This is a genomic window from Acidimicrobiales bacterium (genome assembly GCA_034521975.1).
In the GTDB taxonomy this organism is placed as follows: Bacteria; Actinomycetota; Acidimicrobiia; order Acidimicrobiales; family SKKL01; genus SKKL01.
This window is the reverse complement of sequence record JAXHLR010000004.1, coordinates 203291-218707: the sequence shown is the minus strand read 5'-3', so window position 1 is coordinate 218707 and position 15417 is coordinate 203291. Positions and strand designations below refer to the sequence as shown.

Genomic DNA, 15417 nt, shown 5'->3' with positions numbered 1-15417 from the left:
GCGGATTCTGTAGGGGATCCGGCGATCTCAGCGACGTGCGATGGGGCCCGTACGGCGTATAGTGCGGAGCGGGGCGACCATGCCGCCCGGAGCACCTTGCCACCAGGCGGGCGACCTTGCCACCAGGGGAGATCATGCGATGACCGAGAGCCAGCGCCCACCCGTTCAGGACTGGGCGACCGACTTCGACCACACCCGCCCCGAGTACGCCCAGCAGGCACCCCAGGTGTGGGAGGAGCTGCGCGAGCGGTGCCCGGTCGCCCACACCGACCGCTTCGGCGGCGCCTGGCTGCCGGTGCGTCACGACGATGTGACCGCCATCGCTCGCGACACGGATCACTTCAGCTCCGAGGGAATCATCGTCAGCGAGTTCCGGCCCGAAGGACTCGCCCCCATGGGGTACGCCCCTCCGATCACCTCTGATCCGCCGTTCCACGCCACCGCTCGGCGTCTGCTGCTGCCCGCGTTCGCCCCCAAGGAGATCGATCGCTGGGAGACCGCAACCCGGCGCGCCTGCCGGGAGCTGCTCGACGAGATCATCGCCACCGGCGCCACCGAGGTCGACGCCGCCGTGCAGTACACCCAGCACATTCCGGTCCGGGTCATCGCCGAGATGCTCGGCGTGCCCCGCGAGGACGGCGACAAGTTCCGCACCTTCATCCACCGGATCCTCGAAGCGCCGGGTTCGTTCGCCAGCAGCGAGCTCACCTACGAGGACACCCTCGACTACTACCTCAACATGACGATCGCCGACCGTCGGGCCAACCCCACCGACGGTACGGACCTCATCAGCTACCTCCTCGACTGCGAGATGGACGGAGAGCCACTGTCCGACGACCACATCCGCGGCACCATCGGCCTGTTGATCATCGCCGGCATCGACACCACGTGGTCCGCGATCGGGGCCAGCCTGTGGCATCTGGCCCAGACCCCCGACGACCGGCGACGCCTGGTCGAGGACCCCGATGTGATGGTGTTCGCGATCGAGGAGCTGCTGCGCTTCTACGCGCCGGTCACGATGGCCCGCATCGTGGCCGAGGGCGCCGAGGGCACCGAGATCAGGGGGTGCCCGGTCGGCGCTCGCGACTGGGTCCTGTTGCCGTTCCCCGCCGCCAACCGCGATCCCGATGCCTTCGACGACGCCGATCGGGTCGTGCTCGACCGCCAGCGCAACCGACACCTCGCCTTCGGGGTGGGTATCCACCGGTGCATCGGCTCGAACCTGGCTCGCATGGAGCTACGGGTCGCGCTCGAGGAGTGGCTGACCCGCATCCCCGACTTCGAGCTTGCCACCGACGATCCCGAGGCGGTTCGATGGTCTGCGGGGCAGGTGCGCGGTCCTCGCGAGCTTCCCATCCGCATCCTCTCCACCGCCGAGGTCTCCCGATGATCATCAAGCTCGACTCCGACGCGTGCCAAGGTCATGGACGCTGCTACGCGCTCGCTCCCGCCCTCTTCGACAGCGACGACGAGGGCTTCTCGGTGCTCAAGGTCGACGGTGAGGTTCCCGAGGACCAGCACGAGGCGGCGCGCCTCGCGGCCGACAACTGTCCCGAGTTCGCCATCACCATCGAGGAGTGACCGCCGCTCGGGGCTATGTTCGGATCGTGGCCCCTGCACCGACCGAGACCGATGAGGCCCGCCGCCTGGGTCTGCGCACCGCCGGGCCGACAACGCTTCAGCCTGCGCTCGCGCCCGGTGTCGCTGGGCAGGGGCTGGCCGTGGGGCGGCCGGGCTCGATGTCGGCCCTCGTCGCGGTCACCGTGTTGTTCGCCGTCGAACTGCTCCGTGCGTTCCCCGCGCTGTTGCCGTTGCACCTCGGCGGCGTGGTGGCCCCGGAGGCGCTGGTGCTCCTGCAGGTCGCCCCCTTCCTCGCCGCGCCGGTGGTGCTGATCGGCGCGTGCCGGCGCGATCCCCGGAGCCTGTTCGTCGCCGCGGCGCTGCTGCTCGTCGTCGCTCGGGTGGGGGTGCAGATGAGCGACGGCCCGGTGGCGGTGGGACTGGCCGGGATCGGCTTGGCGGCCGCGTTGTGCGTCCTCGCAGTGCTGGCCACCTTGGGACTGCCCCTCCTCGGCGGCGGTGTGCTCGCCGGCGTCGTGCTCGATGCCGCGTTGCACACCGGCCTCGCCAGCCGCCACCTGGTGTGGGTCGAGTCGTGGTGGGCGGTGGCCGTCGTGGTGGGTCTGGCCAGCTGGTACCTGTGGCTCGTCGCGTCACGAGCCCGGCGACCGATGTTCGTGCTGGGCCGCTCACTTCGTTCTGCGTGGTCGTTGGTGTTGGTGGGCCCGGTCCTGGTCCTCGAGGGGTTCATGCTCGCCAACCTCGGATGGCTGGGCCAGGTGACCACCCTCGGCTGGTTGGGAGCGTCGCTGGTCGGTGCAGCCGGTGCCGGCGTCGGCTTGGTCGCTTCGGCGTCGACGGCTCGTCACCCGTCGGGACCCTGGCCGGTGCTCGGAACGGTCGGCGCGGTCGCGGTGCTCGTGCTTCCCATCGCTGGTCACATGCCGGGTGTCGGCTGGATCGCGGCGGTGCTGCTGGCCCAGGGGGCCATCGGGGCGGTGCTGACCACCGCGGGGGTGCGGGGCGCCGGTACCGGCGATGTGCCGGCTCCCATGGCGGTGATCGGCGTCGGCTATCTGACGGCCCTCGGCTCGGTCGCCCTGCTCGACGGCCGCGGGATCCTCGGCCTGCCGGTGCCACCGGCGGTGGCCCTGGTCTCCACCGCGGTGATCATGCTCGTCGCAATCGTGCTGGCCAGGACCGATCTGGTCCCTCGGCCCCATCGTCCCGGCCGCACCGAGCTCTCCTCGCTGCTGGGTGTCTTCGTGATCCCTGCGGCGTTGGTGGTCGCTGGTGTTCCGGTGCTGGTGCAACCTGGTGCGGCGGTGGCCACCGGTGCCGAGGTGCGAGTGGTCACCTACAACGTTGGGCTGGCCTTCGACCCCGATGGTCACCTCAACCTCGACGAGGTCGCGACCACCCTCGAGGACCTCGCGCCCGATGTCGTCAGCCTCCAAGAGGTGCCGCGAGGCCACCTGCCGACCGGTGGGGTCGACATGGTGGGCTGGCTCCAGCGCCGGCTCGAGATGCCCCACGTGGTCTTCCAGCCGTCGTCGCTCGACGCGCTGCACGGGAACGCGATCCTCAGTCGGTTCCCCATCGATGGTGTCCGCCAGCACCGGTTCGCCCGAGTGGGTACCGCACTGCCACGCGGCGCCTTGGCGGTCGAGCTCGACGTGGGCGGCGGCGATCCGCTGGTGGTCGTGGGAACGCACCTGCCCCCTGGGGGAACCCTCGGCGAACGTGCCTCGCGGGTCGACGCGATCCTCGATCTGTGGGGTGATCGGCCACGCACCGTCATCGCCGGTGACCTCAACTCCCAGCCGGGATCCGACATCCTCACCCGCCTCGAAGGATCCGGATTGGTTCCGGCGTGGGATCCGGCCCAAGGTCCCGGTCACACCTATCCCTCGGCTGCACCTCGGGCGCGCATCGACTGGGTGCTCCACACCGGCGACCTGACCAGGGCCGAGACCACGGTGGCGGACAGTGTGGCATCGGATCATCGCCCGTTGCTGGCGGTGCTGGCGCTGAGGTGAGCGTCGCGGCGCTCGCCGGTGATCAGCTGGTCATGCCGCCGAGTCCGACCATGCCCCGCGCCAGTTCGATCTCGCCCATGTGGCGGAGGCCGTGCTGGTACATCCAGCACTCCACGGCGTCGAGCACGGTGATGCCGTCGTCGCCGGCGACCCGAGCGCTGTAGGTGTTGGCCACCACCGGTGGAAGTGGCCGGGGGACGATGACGCGAGTGAGCTCGGTGGGCGCGAGCGTCTCGAGCCACTGCTCGGTGCGCTCGAACACCTGGCGCTGGTAGGAGCAGAACTGGTCGTAGTCGCCGATGCGTTGGTGCACCATCTCGTCGACGGTGCGTTCCTTGCCGTGGTCGTCGATGGCCATCTGCACCAGGGCCTGCCACTCGTCGTTCCAGATCGGCGCCTGTCCGGTGATCGCCATGAACGAGGCGTCCTGCATGTTCGTGTAGTGAAAGAGGCAGAACGCGATGGGAAGCACGCCCTCGCGCTCGAAGTGGTTCACATGGGAGAGGTCCATGGTGGCCACCGCGTCGTAGTAGAGCGAGTGCATGGCCCGCATCCGTCGGCGAAGCGAGTCGAGCAGTAGATCGTCCAGTCCCATCCGGTCACGGTAAGGTATTGTCATGGCTAGTGTCAATTGTTAGTCTGCGGTCGTGACAGCTGCTCCCGCTGGGTTCCCTCCACGTGTCGACGGACGCCGCCAGCGCCGCGAGCAGAACCGTCGTACGGTGGTCGAGGCCCTGCTCGCCCGCTACGACGCCGGCGACTACGAACCCGGCATCGCGTCGATCGCCACGGACGCGGCGCTCTCGCCCCGGTCCGTCTTTCGCTACTTCGACGACCTCGACGACCTGGCCATGGCTGCCATCGAGCATCAACAGCAGCGCTTGGCCCCGCTGTGGAACCTCGACATCGACCCCGACGCACCCGTCGCCGAGCGGGTGGGGACCTTCGTCGATCAGCGATCGGGGCTGCTCGACGCCATGGGACATGTGGGGCGGGTCGCGCGACTCCGCGCATCCACCCGGCCCCTGGTGGCCGCGGAGGTGGCGCGGGTGCGGGCCCGGCTCCGCTCACAGGTCGCCGAGACGTTCGCCGCTGAGCTGGCCGGTCTCGCCTCGGCCGACGCCCAGGCACGACTCGACGCCGCCGACGTCGCCTGTTCGTTCGAGTCCAACGACCTGATGCGCCAGCAGGGGTTCGACGGCGATCGTTCGCGCCGGGCCATGGTCGTCGCTCTCGATGCGCTGTTCGGGATCCGGCGGTGAGCACCAGGGCCAGCGTCCGACGCCACGTGATCATCGAGCGGCCCGCGCACGAGGTGTGGTCGGTGGTGGGCCGGCCCGAGCTGTTGCACCTGTGGTTCCCCGGCATCGACGAATGCACCGTCGACGGCGACCAGCGCGACATCACCCTCGCCACCGGTGTGTCCATGACCGAGCGCATCCTCACCAACGATCCGGTGCAGCGCAGGTTCCAGTACGCGTTGTCCGGACCGCTGTTCCACGAGCACCTGGCCACCATCGACGTGATCGAGCTGGACACGACCTCGTCGCTGGTGGTCTATGCCACCGACGCCGCGCCGGCCACCATGGCGCTGGTGCTGGCCGGCGGCGCGGGGGCTGCGCTCGACGAGCTGCGTCGCCAGTTCGAGTCCTCTGTCGGCCCGGCCGTCGATGCCGTCCGATCGTCGCCAACGAGGAGAAGCTCCTGATGGGACGCAAGGTCCTGTTCGTCACCACCGACCAGCAGCGCTACGACAGTCTCGGCTGCAACGGCGGTGCGATCGCCCGCACCCCGGTCGTCGACCGCCTCGCGGCAGAGGGCATCCGCTACCAGCGGGCCGTGCCCCAGTCGGTGGTCTGCATGCCGTCGCGGTCCACCATGCTCACCGGCCAGCACCCCAGGACCCACGGCGTGTGGATGAACGGCGTGCCGCTTCCGGTCGATGCGCCGTCGGCGGCAGGTGTGCTGCAACGTGCGGGGTACCGCACCGCGCTGGTGGGCAAGGCCCACTTCGAGCCCTACATCGATCCGTTCGGCCGCTTCACCGAGAACACCCTGGCCCGCCAGGGGCTCACCAGCGCGACCCGCCCGTGGCACGACGGGTCCACCGGACCCCACCGAGGGTTCGAGCACCTGGAGCTGGCCACCCACGGGGCGACCGGCCAGCTGCACTACGCACGGTGGCTCGCCGACACCCATCCCGAGGCGATCGCCTGGTACTACGCCACGCTCGATCGCGACCTCGAGGTCAACAGCGAAGGGGGTGGAGACACCGGTGCACCTCAGGTGAAGGACAATCCGATCCCTCGCGACTGGTACCACACCGACTGGGTGGCCGACCGCACGATCGCCTGGCTCGATGCCCTCGACGAGGGCGACGACTGGTTCTGCTGGATGAGCTTCCCCGACCCCCACCACCCGTGGGATCCGCCGGTCGAGGAGATGCGCCGTGTCGACTGGCGCGACGTCCCCCTCCCCGCCGGGTACCCCGAGGAGCGGGAACGTCGCGAAGCGATCCTCGACGCCAAGCCTCGTCACTGGCGCCAGTGGTACGACGGCACGTTGGTGTCGAACTTCGAGGCCCCGCTCAACTGGGTTCCCGCCACGCTCACCGCCGACCAGGTGCGCGAGGTCAACGCCCGCACGGCGGTGGAGTGCGAGTTGATCGACGAGGCCCTCGGCCGGGTGCTCGCGGCCTGTGCCGCTCGTGGCTGGGCCGACGACGTCGACGTGATCTTCACGACCGACCACGGCGAGTTGCAGGGCGACTTCGGGCTGCTGTTCAAGGGGCCGTATCACGTCGACGGGCTGATGCGGCTGCCCCTCGTCTGGCGTCCCGCTCCGAGCGCGGAGGTCGCGCCCGCGGTGGTCTCGCGCCCGGTGGGCCTGGTCGACCTCGCACCAACGTGGTGCCGGATCGCCGGCCTCGACCCACGGCCGTGGATGGAAGGCACCGCCCTGCCAGTCGACGACCACGACGCCGACAGCCGGCACCGCGGGCCGGTCGTGACCGAGTGGGACAGCGAGCGATTCGGGGTGGAGGTGCGTCTGCGCACGATCACCCGCCAGGACCTGGTCTGCACGATCACCGAACCCGGGACCGTCCACGATGGCACCGAGGGCGAGCTCTACGACCTCGCCGACGATCCGCTCCAGCGCGTCAACCGCTTCGATGATCCCTCCTACCGAGGGATCCGCGACGACCTGGTCACCGATCTGCTCGATGCCCTCGGCCCGTCGCCACGGCAGCGACGGCCACTGCAAGCCCCGGTCTGACCGCTGAGAATGAGCCGTCCGACCTAGCGCTGATCCTCATCGGAGCCGCTGGCACGCCGATACCCGCATCGTGCATGCCCCAGACCCTCGCGACCCCACCAGACTCACCGATGGCGATCCACCCCGCCTGCGACACCTGTCCCCGGTCACCACCGACACGCATGATCAGGGTGAGGACGACGCAGAACCCGATCCCGCGGAGGCCGCCCGCAACGAGCAGATCGAGTCACTGTTGCAGGCGATGGAGGAGCTGCCGAGCCATCCCACGGTCGCGCTGCGGGTGCTGTGGTTGGTCGACGACCCGTCATCGGACGTCGCGCGCCTGTCGAGGACCGTCGAGCTCGACCCCTTGCTCTCGGCTCGGCTGATCCGCATCTCCAACTCGGCCTTCTACAGCCTCCGTACGCCGGTCACCAACGTTCCCCGGGCGATCGCCGCGCTCGGCTTCGCCACCGTGCGATCGCTGGCCGCCTCCGCCGCGTGCGGACTCAGCGACGAGGACACCGCGGTCGAGGGCGACTTCTGGTCCCACGCGGCGGCGGTGGCCAACGCGGCGCAACTCGTCGCCGGCCGATTCGGCGTTCCCGCGTCCGACGCGTTCGCGCTGGGTCTCATGCACGACCTCGGTGAGGCACTGCTGCAGCGGGCCGCACCGGCCGCGTGGTCCCAGCTCGGGCCACGCGCCACCCCCCAACGGGAGCTGGAGGTGCTCGGCATCACCCACCCCGAAGCCGGAGCTCGGGTGCTCGAAGCCTGGAAGTTCCCCGCACCGTTCTGCGAGGCCATCGCCAACCACCACCACAGCCTGAGCCCGAGGGAGACCGCGATCACCCGCTGTCTGATCGCGGCGGAGATGATCGCCGGGCTGTCCGAGGACCAACTGAGCATCGCCAAGTCCGACGCGGCGCGGATGGTGCTGTCGCTCGAGGGGATCGAGGGCGAGCCGCTCGATCGCATCATCGCCCGGGTCCAGCACGAGACCGCGGCACTGTCCGCGGTGCTCACCGCCGGATAGGAGCCACGTGCCGCACCGCGCCGACAACGTCGACCTCGCCGCCCTCAGCGACTCCGCCGTCATCGACCTCATCCCGATCGGGGTGCTGGTCGCCGGTGTCGATGGGACGATCGAGATCGCCAACCAGGCGATGAGAGATCTGCTCGGTGCCGAGGTGGCCGGCCGTCCGTGCTGGGAGCTGATCGAGCTGCCCGGAGGCTCCGAGGCCGTCGTCGACCGGGCGCGTCGGGCCGCAGCTGCCGGCCGGGTCGCGCCGGTCGAGGCCACCGCCACCGCTCACCACTCGGCCGGGGTTGGCACGCCGGTCTCGGTCACCGTCCGCGCCATGCCGGCCGACGGCGACCGGATGGTGGTCACCGCCCGTCAGCTCGGTGAGGAGTTCCGGCAGGCCATCCGACTGCGGGCCTTCGAGGACAAGTTCGAGCAGGTCGCCACGAGCGTTCCGACCGGGATCCTGTCCTCGGAGTTCGGGATGCGCGCCGACTTCGCCAACGAGCGCTGCACCGAGATCTTCGGCGCACCGGCCGAGGACCTCGTCGGCTTCGGCTGGCTCGACCGGCTCCATCCCGACGACGGACTGGCAGCGGAAGAAGCCATCGCCGAAGTCCTCACCGAGTGCACCGATCGACACCTCTCGCTGCGCGTCCTACATCCGCGCTCCGGCGAGCGGCGGGCGGAGGTGCACCTCTCGCCGGTCTCGCCCGGCGGGGGTCGCGACGTCGGCTTCGTCGCCACCGTCAATGACGTCACCGAGCGCCTCGACCTGAGCGAGCAACTGGTGGCCCAGGCCTTGCAGGACCCGCTCACCGGCTTGGCGAACCGCACCGCCCTCTGGCAGCACCTCGAGCGGGTCTTGGCGGAGGACCGCGGTCACCCCGCCGTGCTGTTCATCGACCTCGACGACTTCAAGGACATCAACGACTCGCTCGGTCACACCGCCGGCGACGAGCTGCTCATCGAGATGGCCAACCGCCTCCGTCGGTGCGCCCGCTCGAGCGACACCGTCATCCGCTTCGGCGACGACGAGTTCGTCCTGTTGCTGCGCCACGTTCCCGACCGTTCGGTCGTCGATCGCGTCGCCGACCGGGTGCTGGCCACGATCCGCGAACCGGTCGACCTCATGGGCCAGGACAGCGTGGTCACCGCCAGCATCGGCGTCGTCTGGCCCGAGGGTCCCGCCCAAGGAGCCAACGAGCTCGACGTCGAGGGCCTGCTCAGCGACGCCGACATCGCCCTGTTCCAGGCCAAGCGTAAGGGCAAGAACCGGGCCGAGCGGCTCGACGAGGAGATGCGCGATGGCACCCAGCGCCGGATCGGGATCGCGGCCGCACTGCGACGTGCGGTGGACACCAACAGCGACGAGCTCAGCGTCCACTTCCAGCCGATCGTCGATCTGGCGGCGGGCCGGGTCGTCGGCATGGAGGCGCTCGCCCGCTGGACCCACCCCGAGCTGGGCTCGGTCTCGCCGGTCGATTTCATCCCGGTGGCGGAGGAGAGTGGGCTCATCACCTCGCTCGCTCGTCGCATCCTCGAGCGGGCGCTGGCGCCGATGTGCGACTGGAGATCGTTGCCGGGGTGCTCGGAGCTGTTCGTCGCGGTGAACATGTCCGCCCGTGACCTCACCGAACCCCTGCTCGCAGGCCACGTCGAGGCGGCGCTTCACTCCTTTGGCCTGCCTGGCGAAGCCCTCCACCTCGAGCTGACCGAATCGGCGATCATGACCGACCCGGCGATGTCGCTCGGCACCCTCGGCGCGCTCAAGGCGCTGGGCCCGTCCATTTCGATCGATGACTTCGGCACCGGGTACTCGTCGCTGGCCCACCTGCACCGCCTCCCGGTCGACACGCTCAAGATCGACCGAGAGTTCATCGCCGCTCTCGACCGATCGAGCACGGCAATGATCGAGGCCATCGTCGCCCTCTCGGGGGCGCTCGGACTTCCGGTGGTGGCCGAAGGGGTCGAGACCGTCGAGCAGGCCGCCATCCTGACCGAGCTCGGTGTGCCTCTGGCCCAGGGCTACCTGTTCAGCCATCCCGTCCCCGCCGACGAGATCACCGCGCTCATCACCCTGCTGGCCGGGGGATCGGGCATGGATCGCTCAGCCTGACGCCCGTGGCAGGCTCAGGTGATGGGGGAGCTGTCGCGCCATCACGCCACGGTGTTCGTCACCGGCCGGGCAGCCGAGCACATCGAGCCGCTCCGCCGCGAGTGGGACCCGCGAGCATCCAGGCAGATCGACGCCCATGTGACCGTGGCCTACCCGGAGGAGGCGCCCGATCCGGCGTTGCTGCGAGCACGGCTGGGTGCTGCGGCGGCGCGCATCCCACCGTTCCCGATGAGGCTGGGCCCGGTGGTGGCGCACGAGAACAAGCCGGCCAGGGGCATCTACCACCTGGTCGAGGATCCGGCCGGGATGCTGGCCCGGCTCAGGGAGCTCGTGCTGTGGTCGCCGTTCGTTCCCCTGCAGGTCGTTCCCCACGCGTCGATCGTGCACCCCCGAACCTCACGCTCGGGACCCAAGGCGTACAAGGTGCTCGCCGGTGACGATCCGCGGCTCGAGTTCCGGGTGGGCGAGGTGCACCTCACCGCGTTCGATGGTGCCCGTTGGATCGTGACCGAGTCGTTCGCGCTCAGCCAGGGACCACTGCCCGATTTGTGAACCGGCGGGCTCGCGGTCTCGCCTGCGCCGCGATCCGGTGTGTACCGTGCCGGTGAACGACACCTGTGAGGAGAGGGGACACATGGCGAGCAACGCCGAAGCTGCCTACGAGCGTCTGAAGGACACCGAGGGAACCGATGAAGGGTCGGGCGAGTGGTTCGAGGTGACACAGGAGCAGGTCGACCAGTTCGCCGACGTCACCCACGACCATCAGTTCATCCACGTCGATCCGGAACGGGCCGAACCCATCTTCGGGGGGACCATCGCCCACGGGTTCCTCACCCTGTCGATGCTCACCCACCTTGCGGCGTCGATCCGCCCGAGTGGCGGTGGGGGAGAAGGGCTGTCGGGGCTGATAATGGGCATGAACTACGGGTTCGACAAGGTCCGCTTCGTCACCCCCGTCAAGGTCGGGTCGAGGATCCGGGCCTCGAGCGTGGTGAAGTCGGTCGAGCTCAAGGGCGACAGTGTCCAGGTCACCAAGACCTACACCATCGAGGCCGAGGGCGAGGAACGTCCGGCGGTCGTCGCCGACTGGATCACGCGCGTGATGTTCAGCTGACAAAGCAGGCCGGTGCCGCGGACGCTACCCGTCGGATGGGGTGGCCTCCTCGGCGGCATCGGCCGCTGCGGCCTGGCGTTCGGCTTGCTCCTGTAGCAACTCGGTCAACAGATCGGCCGCGGCCGCTGAAAGCGAGTCGAACGCGACGTGTGCGTGCTGGCCCTCGGTGTCAGAGATCTGAACCACCAGACCTTGCAGGGTGAGCTCGATCCCGTGGGGCATCTGCACCACGAGCTGAAGGACGTCGCCCACCGACATCTGGCTGGGGGCGGCGATGCGCGCACCTCCGTGGGAGACGTCGACGGTCCGGGTCTGGTCTCCGCCGTCGTCGTGGCCCAAGCGGCGATAGCTGGCGTCGAGGGTGACGCGAAGCCGTGGCGACTGCCGGCGTTCGATGGTGTGGTCGCCTGTCTCGGGCGTGGAGGCGTCGCCGCCTGCGGGTGCGTCAGGATCGTTCTCGGCCATGGCGACCCCCTCGTTTGCGCCTGTTGTCACACCACCCTATCTGCGGGGAGGGAGGCGTGGGACGACGTTCGGACCTCCGCCGTCGGGGTGTTCAGCGATCGTCTTGGTCGTCGTCGGGTTCGGCGAGCAGGTTCTCGGCGGCGGCGAGCGCGGTGGCCATCTGCGCTGCTTTGCGCACCGCCGCGTCGAGGTAGTGGTCGGAGACTCCGGCCTGACCGGTGAGGGGCGGGCTTCCGAGGGACCGAACGACCGCGCCCGGATCCCGGGCAGGCCGAACCGCGTCGATCGGACCGAGGTCGGGCACCGCCTTCCAGAACTCGATCGGCTGCTGTCCCTGACGGCTGCGTCCAGAGCGCTTCTTGCTGCGGCGGCGTGGGCTCACGGGACCGTCACCTCCTCGGGTGCGTGGTCGGTGGCATCGGCATCGGCATCGGCATCGGCATCGGTGTCGGTGTCGTCGTCGGAGCCTTCGGTGCCGGTGACCGAGGCCGTGGGCGTCTCCTCGGTGAGCAGCTCGTCGGAACGCAGGCCGAGCGCGGTGCGGAGCTGGGAGGCATCGAGATCGGCGAGCGACGAGGACTTGGGGAGCACCATGTCGGCGATGTGGCGCTTTCCGGCCACGACCTCTTCGACCCGCTCGTCGACGGTGCCGGGACAGACCAGCCGGTGGGAGATGACGGTGCGGGTCTGGCCGATCCGCCAGGCCCGATCGCGGGCCTGGTCCTCGACCGCAGGGTTCCACCAGCGGTCGTAGAGCACGACGTGGCTGGCGGCGGTGAGGTTGAGTCCGGTGCCGCCGGCCTTGAGCGACAGGACCAGCGCGCCGGGTTCGTCGCTGTGCTGGAAGTCGTCGATGATGCGATCGCGCTCCTTGCGGGACAGGCCGCCGTGGTAGCAGGCGACCGGCCTGCCGAAGCGCTCGCTGAGGTGGTCGGCGAGGCGTTCGCCCCAGCGGGCGAAGTGGGTGAACACCAGCACTCGCTCGTTGGAGGTGTACACGGAGTCGACGATCTCCTCGAGGCGGGCCAGCTTGCCGGAGCGGCCGTCGAGCGGTTCGCCGTCGTCCTGGTAGGCGACCGGGTGGTTGCAGATCTGCTTGAGCGCGGTGATGGCCGCGAGGATCGCTCCCTGCTTGGGTTGCTCGGCGCCGTCGGTGTCGGTGCTGGTGGAGGTGACCAGGCTGTCGAGGACCGCCTGGTAGAGGCCGATCTGTTCGGGGGTCATGCTGCAACGGTCGAGCTCGTCGATGCGGTCGGGGAGCTCCTCGGCCACCGCGGGCTCGGCCTTGGTGCGGCGGAACACCAGGATGCCGTTGAGTGCCCGCAGGCCTCCCTCGGCACCCTTGGGACCGCGACCCGAACCGGACTTGGAGAGTGCCGCCACGAAGGTGTTGCGGTCGCCGACCAGACCGGGGTTGGTGAAGTCGAGAATCGACCACAGATCGCCGAGACCGTTCTCGACCGGGGTGCCGGTGAGGGCGAGGCGGATGCTGGCGGGGATGCGCCGCAGCTGCTGGGAGGTCTCGTTGGCCGGGTTCTTGATCGCCTGGGCCTCGTCGAGCACGACGTGCTCCCAGTGCAGGTCGGCCAGGGCGTCGACGTCGCGGACCGCGGTGCCGTAGGTGGTGATGACCACGTCGGCGCCGTCGACCTCGGCGGCGAGCTCCTTGGCCGAGGCGCGGGACGCGCCGTGGTGGATCACCACCCGCAGATCGGGCGTGAAGCGGCGGGCTTCGGCTGCCCAGTTCCCCACCACCGCCGGCGGCGCGATCACCAGCGCCGGGCCGCGTCCGTGCATACGGGTGAGGTGGGCGAGGACCGTCGGGGTCTTGCCCAGCCCCATGTCGAGTGCCAGGCAGCCGCCGAGCTGAACCGAGTCGAGGAAGTTGAGCCAGCCGACCGCCTCTGCCTGGTAGGAACGCAGTTCGCCGACGAAGCCTTCGGGCTGTGGGTCGGCCTCGGCGGTCGCGGCGTCGGCCTTGGCCAGCAGGTCGGCGGCCCAGCTCGAACCCGCCACGGTGATGCCACCGGACAACGGCGACCCGTCGAGTCCGACACCGAAGCGAAGCACCTCGGCCCCGGTCATCTTGGTGCGGTCGGCGTGCTCGGCCAGGGCCGCGGCGGCCTCGGCCAGGTCGGCTCGGTCGAGCTCGACCCAACGCCCACGCGACTTGACCAACGGACGGGCCTCGGCGGCCAGCGCGGCGATGTCGGTGGCGGTCAGTTCGACATCGTCGAACACGGCCGACCAGCGCACCGAGGCCAGCTGGTTCGCTCCCACGACGGTGTCGTCGCTCTCGGTGGTGAGGCGCAGGGTGGGCGACGGGCGCCGGCGGGACAGTGACGGGACGCGCACCTCGAAGCCGGCGGTGACGAGCGCGTCGCCGGTCTCGGTCATGAGCTCCCAGGCTTCGTCCTGGCTGAGATAGACCTGGCCGCGGCGCAGGCCACCCGGTCGCTGCAGCGCTGGCAGCAGACGTTCGAGTCGGTTGAGCTGCTGGGACATCTGTCGCTTCGAGCGGGAGTCGACCAGCGCGACCTCGACGGGGACCAGCTCGCCTTCGGGGTTCGGGCCGAGCACCGAGAGGAACCAGGCGTTGCTGCTGTCCGGCGGGTCGAGGGTGACCACCAGCGTGGTGCCGGCCGGTTCGGTGACCGGCTTGGCCCATCGGTCGAGTCGAGAGCTCAGCTCGGCCCCTGACCGGACCGGGGCAGTGAAGGTTGAGCCGTCGAGGCGGGTGAGGAACGCCTCGGCGACGTCGGCGGTGGAGCGCGGATCGGGGGGTGGAGCCGGGAACTCGAGCTGGGCCGCGGCGCGGATCGCGATGGCGTGGACCATGGTCTCGAGGACGGCGAGGGTGAGCTCCTTGGGAGCCACGCGGGCCACCGCGGTGACCGGCCCCGGGATGGCCCCGGTGGTGCGTTCGAGCTCGGCGGCATCGACGAGGGCCGGTCGCCAGCGCACGGCATGCTCGGCGGTGCTGTTCGGTTGGGGGCGACCGCCGGTGGTGTCGACCCGGAGCGCAGGGACGATCGCACCTCTGGCGACCAGGCGCACCGCCCAGGTGGCGAGGCGGCCGAACCACTCGACGCTCGACCCGCACTCGTGGCGCTGCTCGTCGGCTCCGACGGCCACCAGCCACCCGAGCACCGACCCGACCTCGGTGGCCATCGACGGCGCTGGGGCCGAGGACGGGATGGGGACAGGATCGTGGCTGGTCCAGCCGGAACCGGGTGCGCCGGCGGAGGTGAGGAGCGCGCGAAGGTCGTCCTCGGTCGCCGGCGGGACGCCGGGGCCTCCGGCCCAGGCGACGATCCGGCCCGCGTTCCACGACATCTGCAGTCGGACCTCGCCCGCTGCCTCCATGACCGGACCCGACGCGTCGACATCGGCGGCCCCGGTCAACAGGTCGACCGCCGCGAGGAGGCGCTTCCGTTCGGCCTCGAGATCAGCGATCGCCTGGTCGCGCTCGGGCCGCTTCGAGGAGCGAAGCGAGTCGAGCGCGTCCTCGGTCTCGTCGAGCAGATCGTCGAGCGTGCGGAGCCACGCGTGGCGGTCGGCGTCGAGCACGGCGAGCTGGTCGGCGGTGGCCTCGGCCGCCGCGGCGGTGACCGCGAGCGCCCGCAGCGTGGCGCGGTCGGGCCGGACGCGGGTCGTCTCCACGTCGCCGTCGGCGCGTCGGATGGTCCGATTCGGCGGGGATGCCGCGTCGATGCCGTTGGTTCGGAGCGGTTCGACCACTCCCGTGCTCTGGTGCATGTGTGCTCCGTACGCAGTCCGAAACACCCGCTGGACCGAGCATCTGCTCGAATGGGCGGCGTCTCACCGGCTGCGACTCAGG

The 15417-nt window shown here is 70.2% G+C and carries 14 protein-coding genes; 10 read left to right on the top strand and 4 right to left on the bottom strand.

Annotated elements, in window-relative coordinates; genetic code table 11:
* The first annotated feature begins 139 nt into the window (after positions 1–139).
* The 3 genes from U5K29_05400 to U5K29_05390 are packed head-to-tail and all read left to right on the top strand — an operon-like array spanning position 140 to position 3599.
* Positions 140–1390, top strand: a complete 1251-nt coding sequence (locus tag U5K29_05400) for a cytochrome P450 (GenBank protein ID MDZ7677964.1) — start codon at positions 140–142, stop codon at positions 1388–1390.
* Positions 1387–1581, top strand: a complete 195-nt coding sequence (locus tag U5K29_05395) for a ferredoxin (protein MDZ7677963.1) — start codon at positions 1387–1389, stop codon at positions 1579–1581. Before U5K29_05400 ends, U5K29_05395 begins: the two co-directional genes overlap by 4 nt.
* Positions 1582–1607: 26 nt before the next feature.
* Positions 1608–3599: an endonuclease/exonuclease/phosphatase family protein gene (locus tag U5K29_05390; protein MDZ7677962.1), complete on the top strand. Its 1992-nt coding sequence runs from the start codon at positions 1608–1610 to the stop codon at positions 3597–3599.
* 22 nt (positions 3600–3621) lie between these two features.
* Here the strand turns inward: U5K29_05390 and U5K29_05385 are convergent, their stop codons facing one another.
* Positions 3622–4194 (bottom strand): hypothetical protein, encoded by a 573-nt coding sequence (locus tag U5K29_05385; protein MDZ7677961.1) that lies wholly within the window; start codon positions 4192–4194, stop codon positions 3622–3624.
* Positions 4195–4246: 52 nt separating this feature from the next.
* On the opposite strand from U5K29_05385, the gene U5K29_05380 reads away from it, so the two are divergent.
* The 7 genes from U5K29_05380 (at position 4247) to U5K29_05350 (ending at position 11111) form a co-directional block, all read left to right on the top strand.
* Positions 4247–4861 carry a hypothetical protein gene (locus tag U5K29_05380; protein ID MDZ7677960.1) on the top strand — a complete coding sequence of 205 codons (615 nt, stop codon included), beginning with the start codon at positions 4247–4249 and terminating at the stop codon, positions 4859–4861.
* Entirely contained in the window at positions 4858–5307 is a 450-nt protein-coding gene (locus U5K29_05375; GenBank protein MDZ7677959.1) for an SRPBCC family protein, read from the top strand. Before U5K29_05380 ends, U5K29_05375 begins: the two co-directional genes overlap by 4 nt.
* Entirely contained in the window at positions 5307–6875 is a 1569-nt protein-coding gene (locus tag U5K29_05370) for a sulfatase-like hydrolase/transferase (protein ID MDZ7677958.1), read from the top strand. Before U5K29_05375 ends, U5K29_05370 begins: the two co-directional genes overlap by 1 nt.
* A gap of 70 nt (positions 6876–6945) precedes the next feature.
* Positions 6946–7890 carry an HDOD domain-containing protein gene (locus U5K29_05365; protein ID MDZ7677957.1) on the top strand — a complete coding sequence of 315 codons (945 nt, stop codon included), beginning with the start codon at positions 6946–6948 and terminating at the stop codon, positions 7888–7890.
* 7 nt (positions 7891–7897) lie between these two features.
* Positions 7898–9997, top strand: a complete 2100-nt coding sequence (locus U5K29_05360) for an EAL domain-containing protein (protein ID MDZ7677956.1) — start codon at positions 7898–7900, stop codon at positions 9995–9997.
* A 21-nt stretch (positions 9998–10018) separates the two neighbouring features.
* Complete coding sequence (locus U5K29_05355) at positions 10019–10549, top strand: 2'-5' RNA ligase family protein (protein MDZ7677955.1); 531 nt, start codon at positions 10019–10021, stop codon at positions 10547–10549.
* Between the two features lie 82 nt (positions 10550–10631).
* Positions 10632–11111: a MaoC family dehydratase gene (locus U5K29_05350; GenBank protein ID MDZ7677954.1), complete on the top strand. Its 480-nt coding sequence runs from the start codon at positions 10632–10634 to the stop codon at positions 11109–11111.
* Between the two features lie 24 nt (positions 11112–11135).
* Here U5K29_05350 and U5K29_05345 read toward each other — a convergent pair whose 3' ends face one another.
* The 3 genes from U5K29_05345 to U5K29_05335 form a co-directional block, all read right to left on the bottom strand.
* On the bottom strand, positions 11136–11576 hold the full coding sequence (locus U5K29_05345) for a PilZ domain-containing protein (GenBank protein MDZ7677953.1): 441 nt from the start codon (positions 11574–11576) through the stop codon (positions 11136–11138).
* A gap of 91 nt (positions 11577–11667) precedes the next feature.
* Complete coding sequence (locus tag U5K29_05340; GenBank protein MDZ7677952.1) at positions 11668–11958, bottom strand: hypothetical protein; 291 nt, start codon at positions 11956–11958, stop codon at positions 11668–11670.
* Positions 11955–15335: a DEAD/DEAH box helicase gene (locus U5K29_05335; GenBank protein ID MDZ7677951.1), complete on the bottom strand. Its 3381-nt coding sequence runs from the start codon at positions 15333–15335 to the stop codon at positions 11955–11957. Before U5K29_05335 ends, U5K29_05340 begins: the two co-directional genes overlap by 4 nt.
* Positions 15336–15417: the final 82 nt, after the last annotated feature.

Excerpts from the sequence above, each read along its gene's own strand:
- U5K29_05400 (MDZ7677964.1), top strand. The coding sequence starts at position 140 with ATGACCGAGAGCCAGCGCCCACCCGTTCAGGACTGGGCGACCGACTTC.
- U5K29_05395 (MDZ7677963.1), top strand. The coding sequence starts at position 1,387 with ATGATCATCAAGCTCGACTCCGACGCGTGCCAAGGTCATGGACGCTGC.
- U5K29_05385 (MDZ7677961.1), bottom strand. The coding sequence starts at position 4,194 with ATGGGACTGGACGATCTACTGCTCGACTCGCTTCGCCGACGGATGCGG.
- U5K29_05370 (MDZ7677958.1), top strand. The coding sequence starts at position 5,307 with ATGGGACGCAAGGTCCTGTTCGTCACCACCGACCAGCAGCGCTACGAC.
- U5K29_05355 (MDZ7677955.1), top strand. The coding sequence starts at position 10,019 with ATGGGGGAGCTGTCGCGCCATCACGCCACGGTGTTCGTCACCGGCCGG.
- U5K29_05350 (MDZ7677954.1), top strand. The coding sequence starts at position 10,632 with ATGGCGAGCAACGCCGAAGCTGCCTACGAGCGTCTGAAGGACACCGAG.
- U5K29_05345 (MDZ7677953.1), bottom strand. The coding sequence starts at position 11,576 with ATGGCCGAGAACGATCCTGACGCACCCGCAGGCGGCGACGCCTCCACG.
- U5K29_05335 (MDZ7677951.1), bottom strand. The coding sequence starts at position 15,335 with ATGCACCAGAGCACGGGAGTGGTCGAACCGCTCCGAACCAACGGCATC.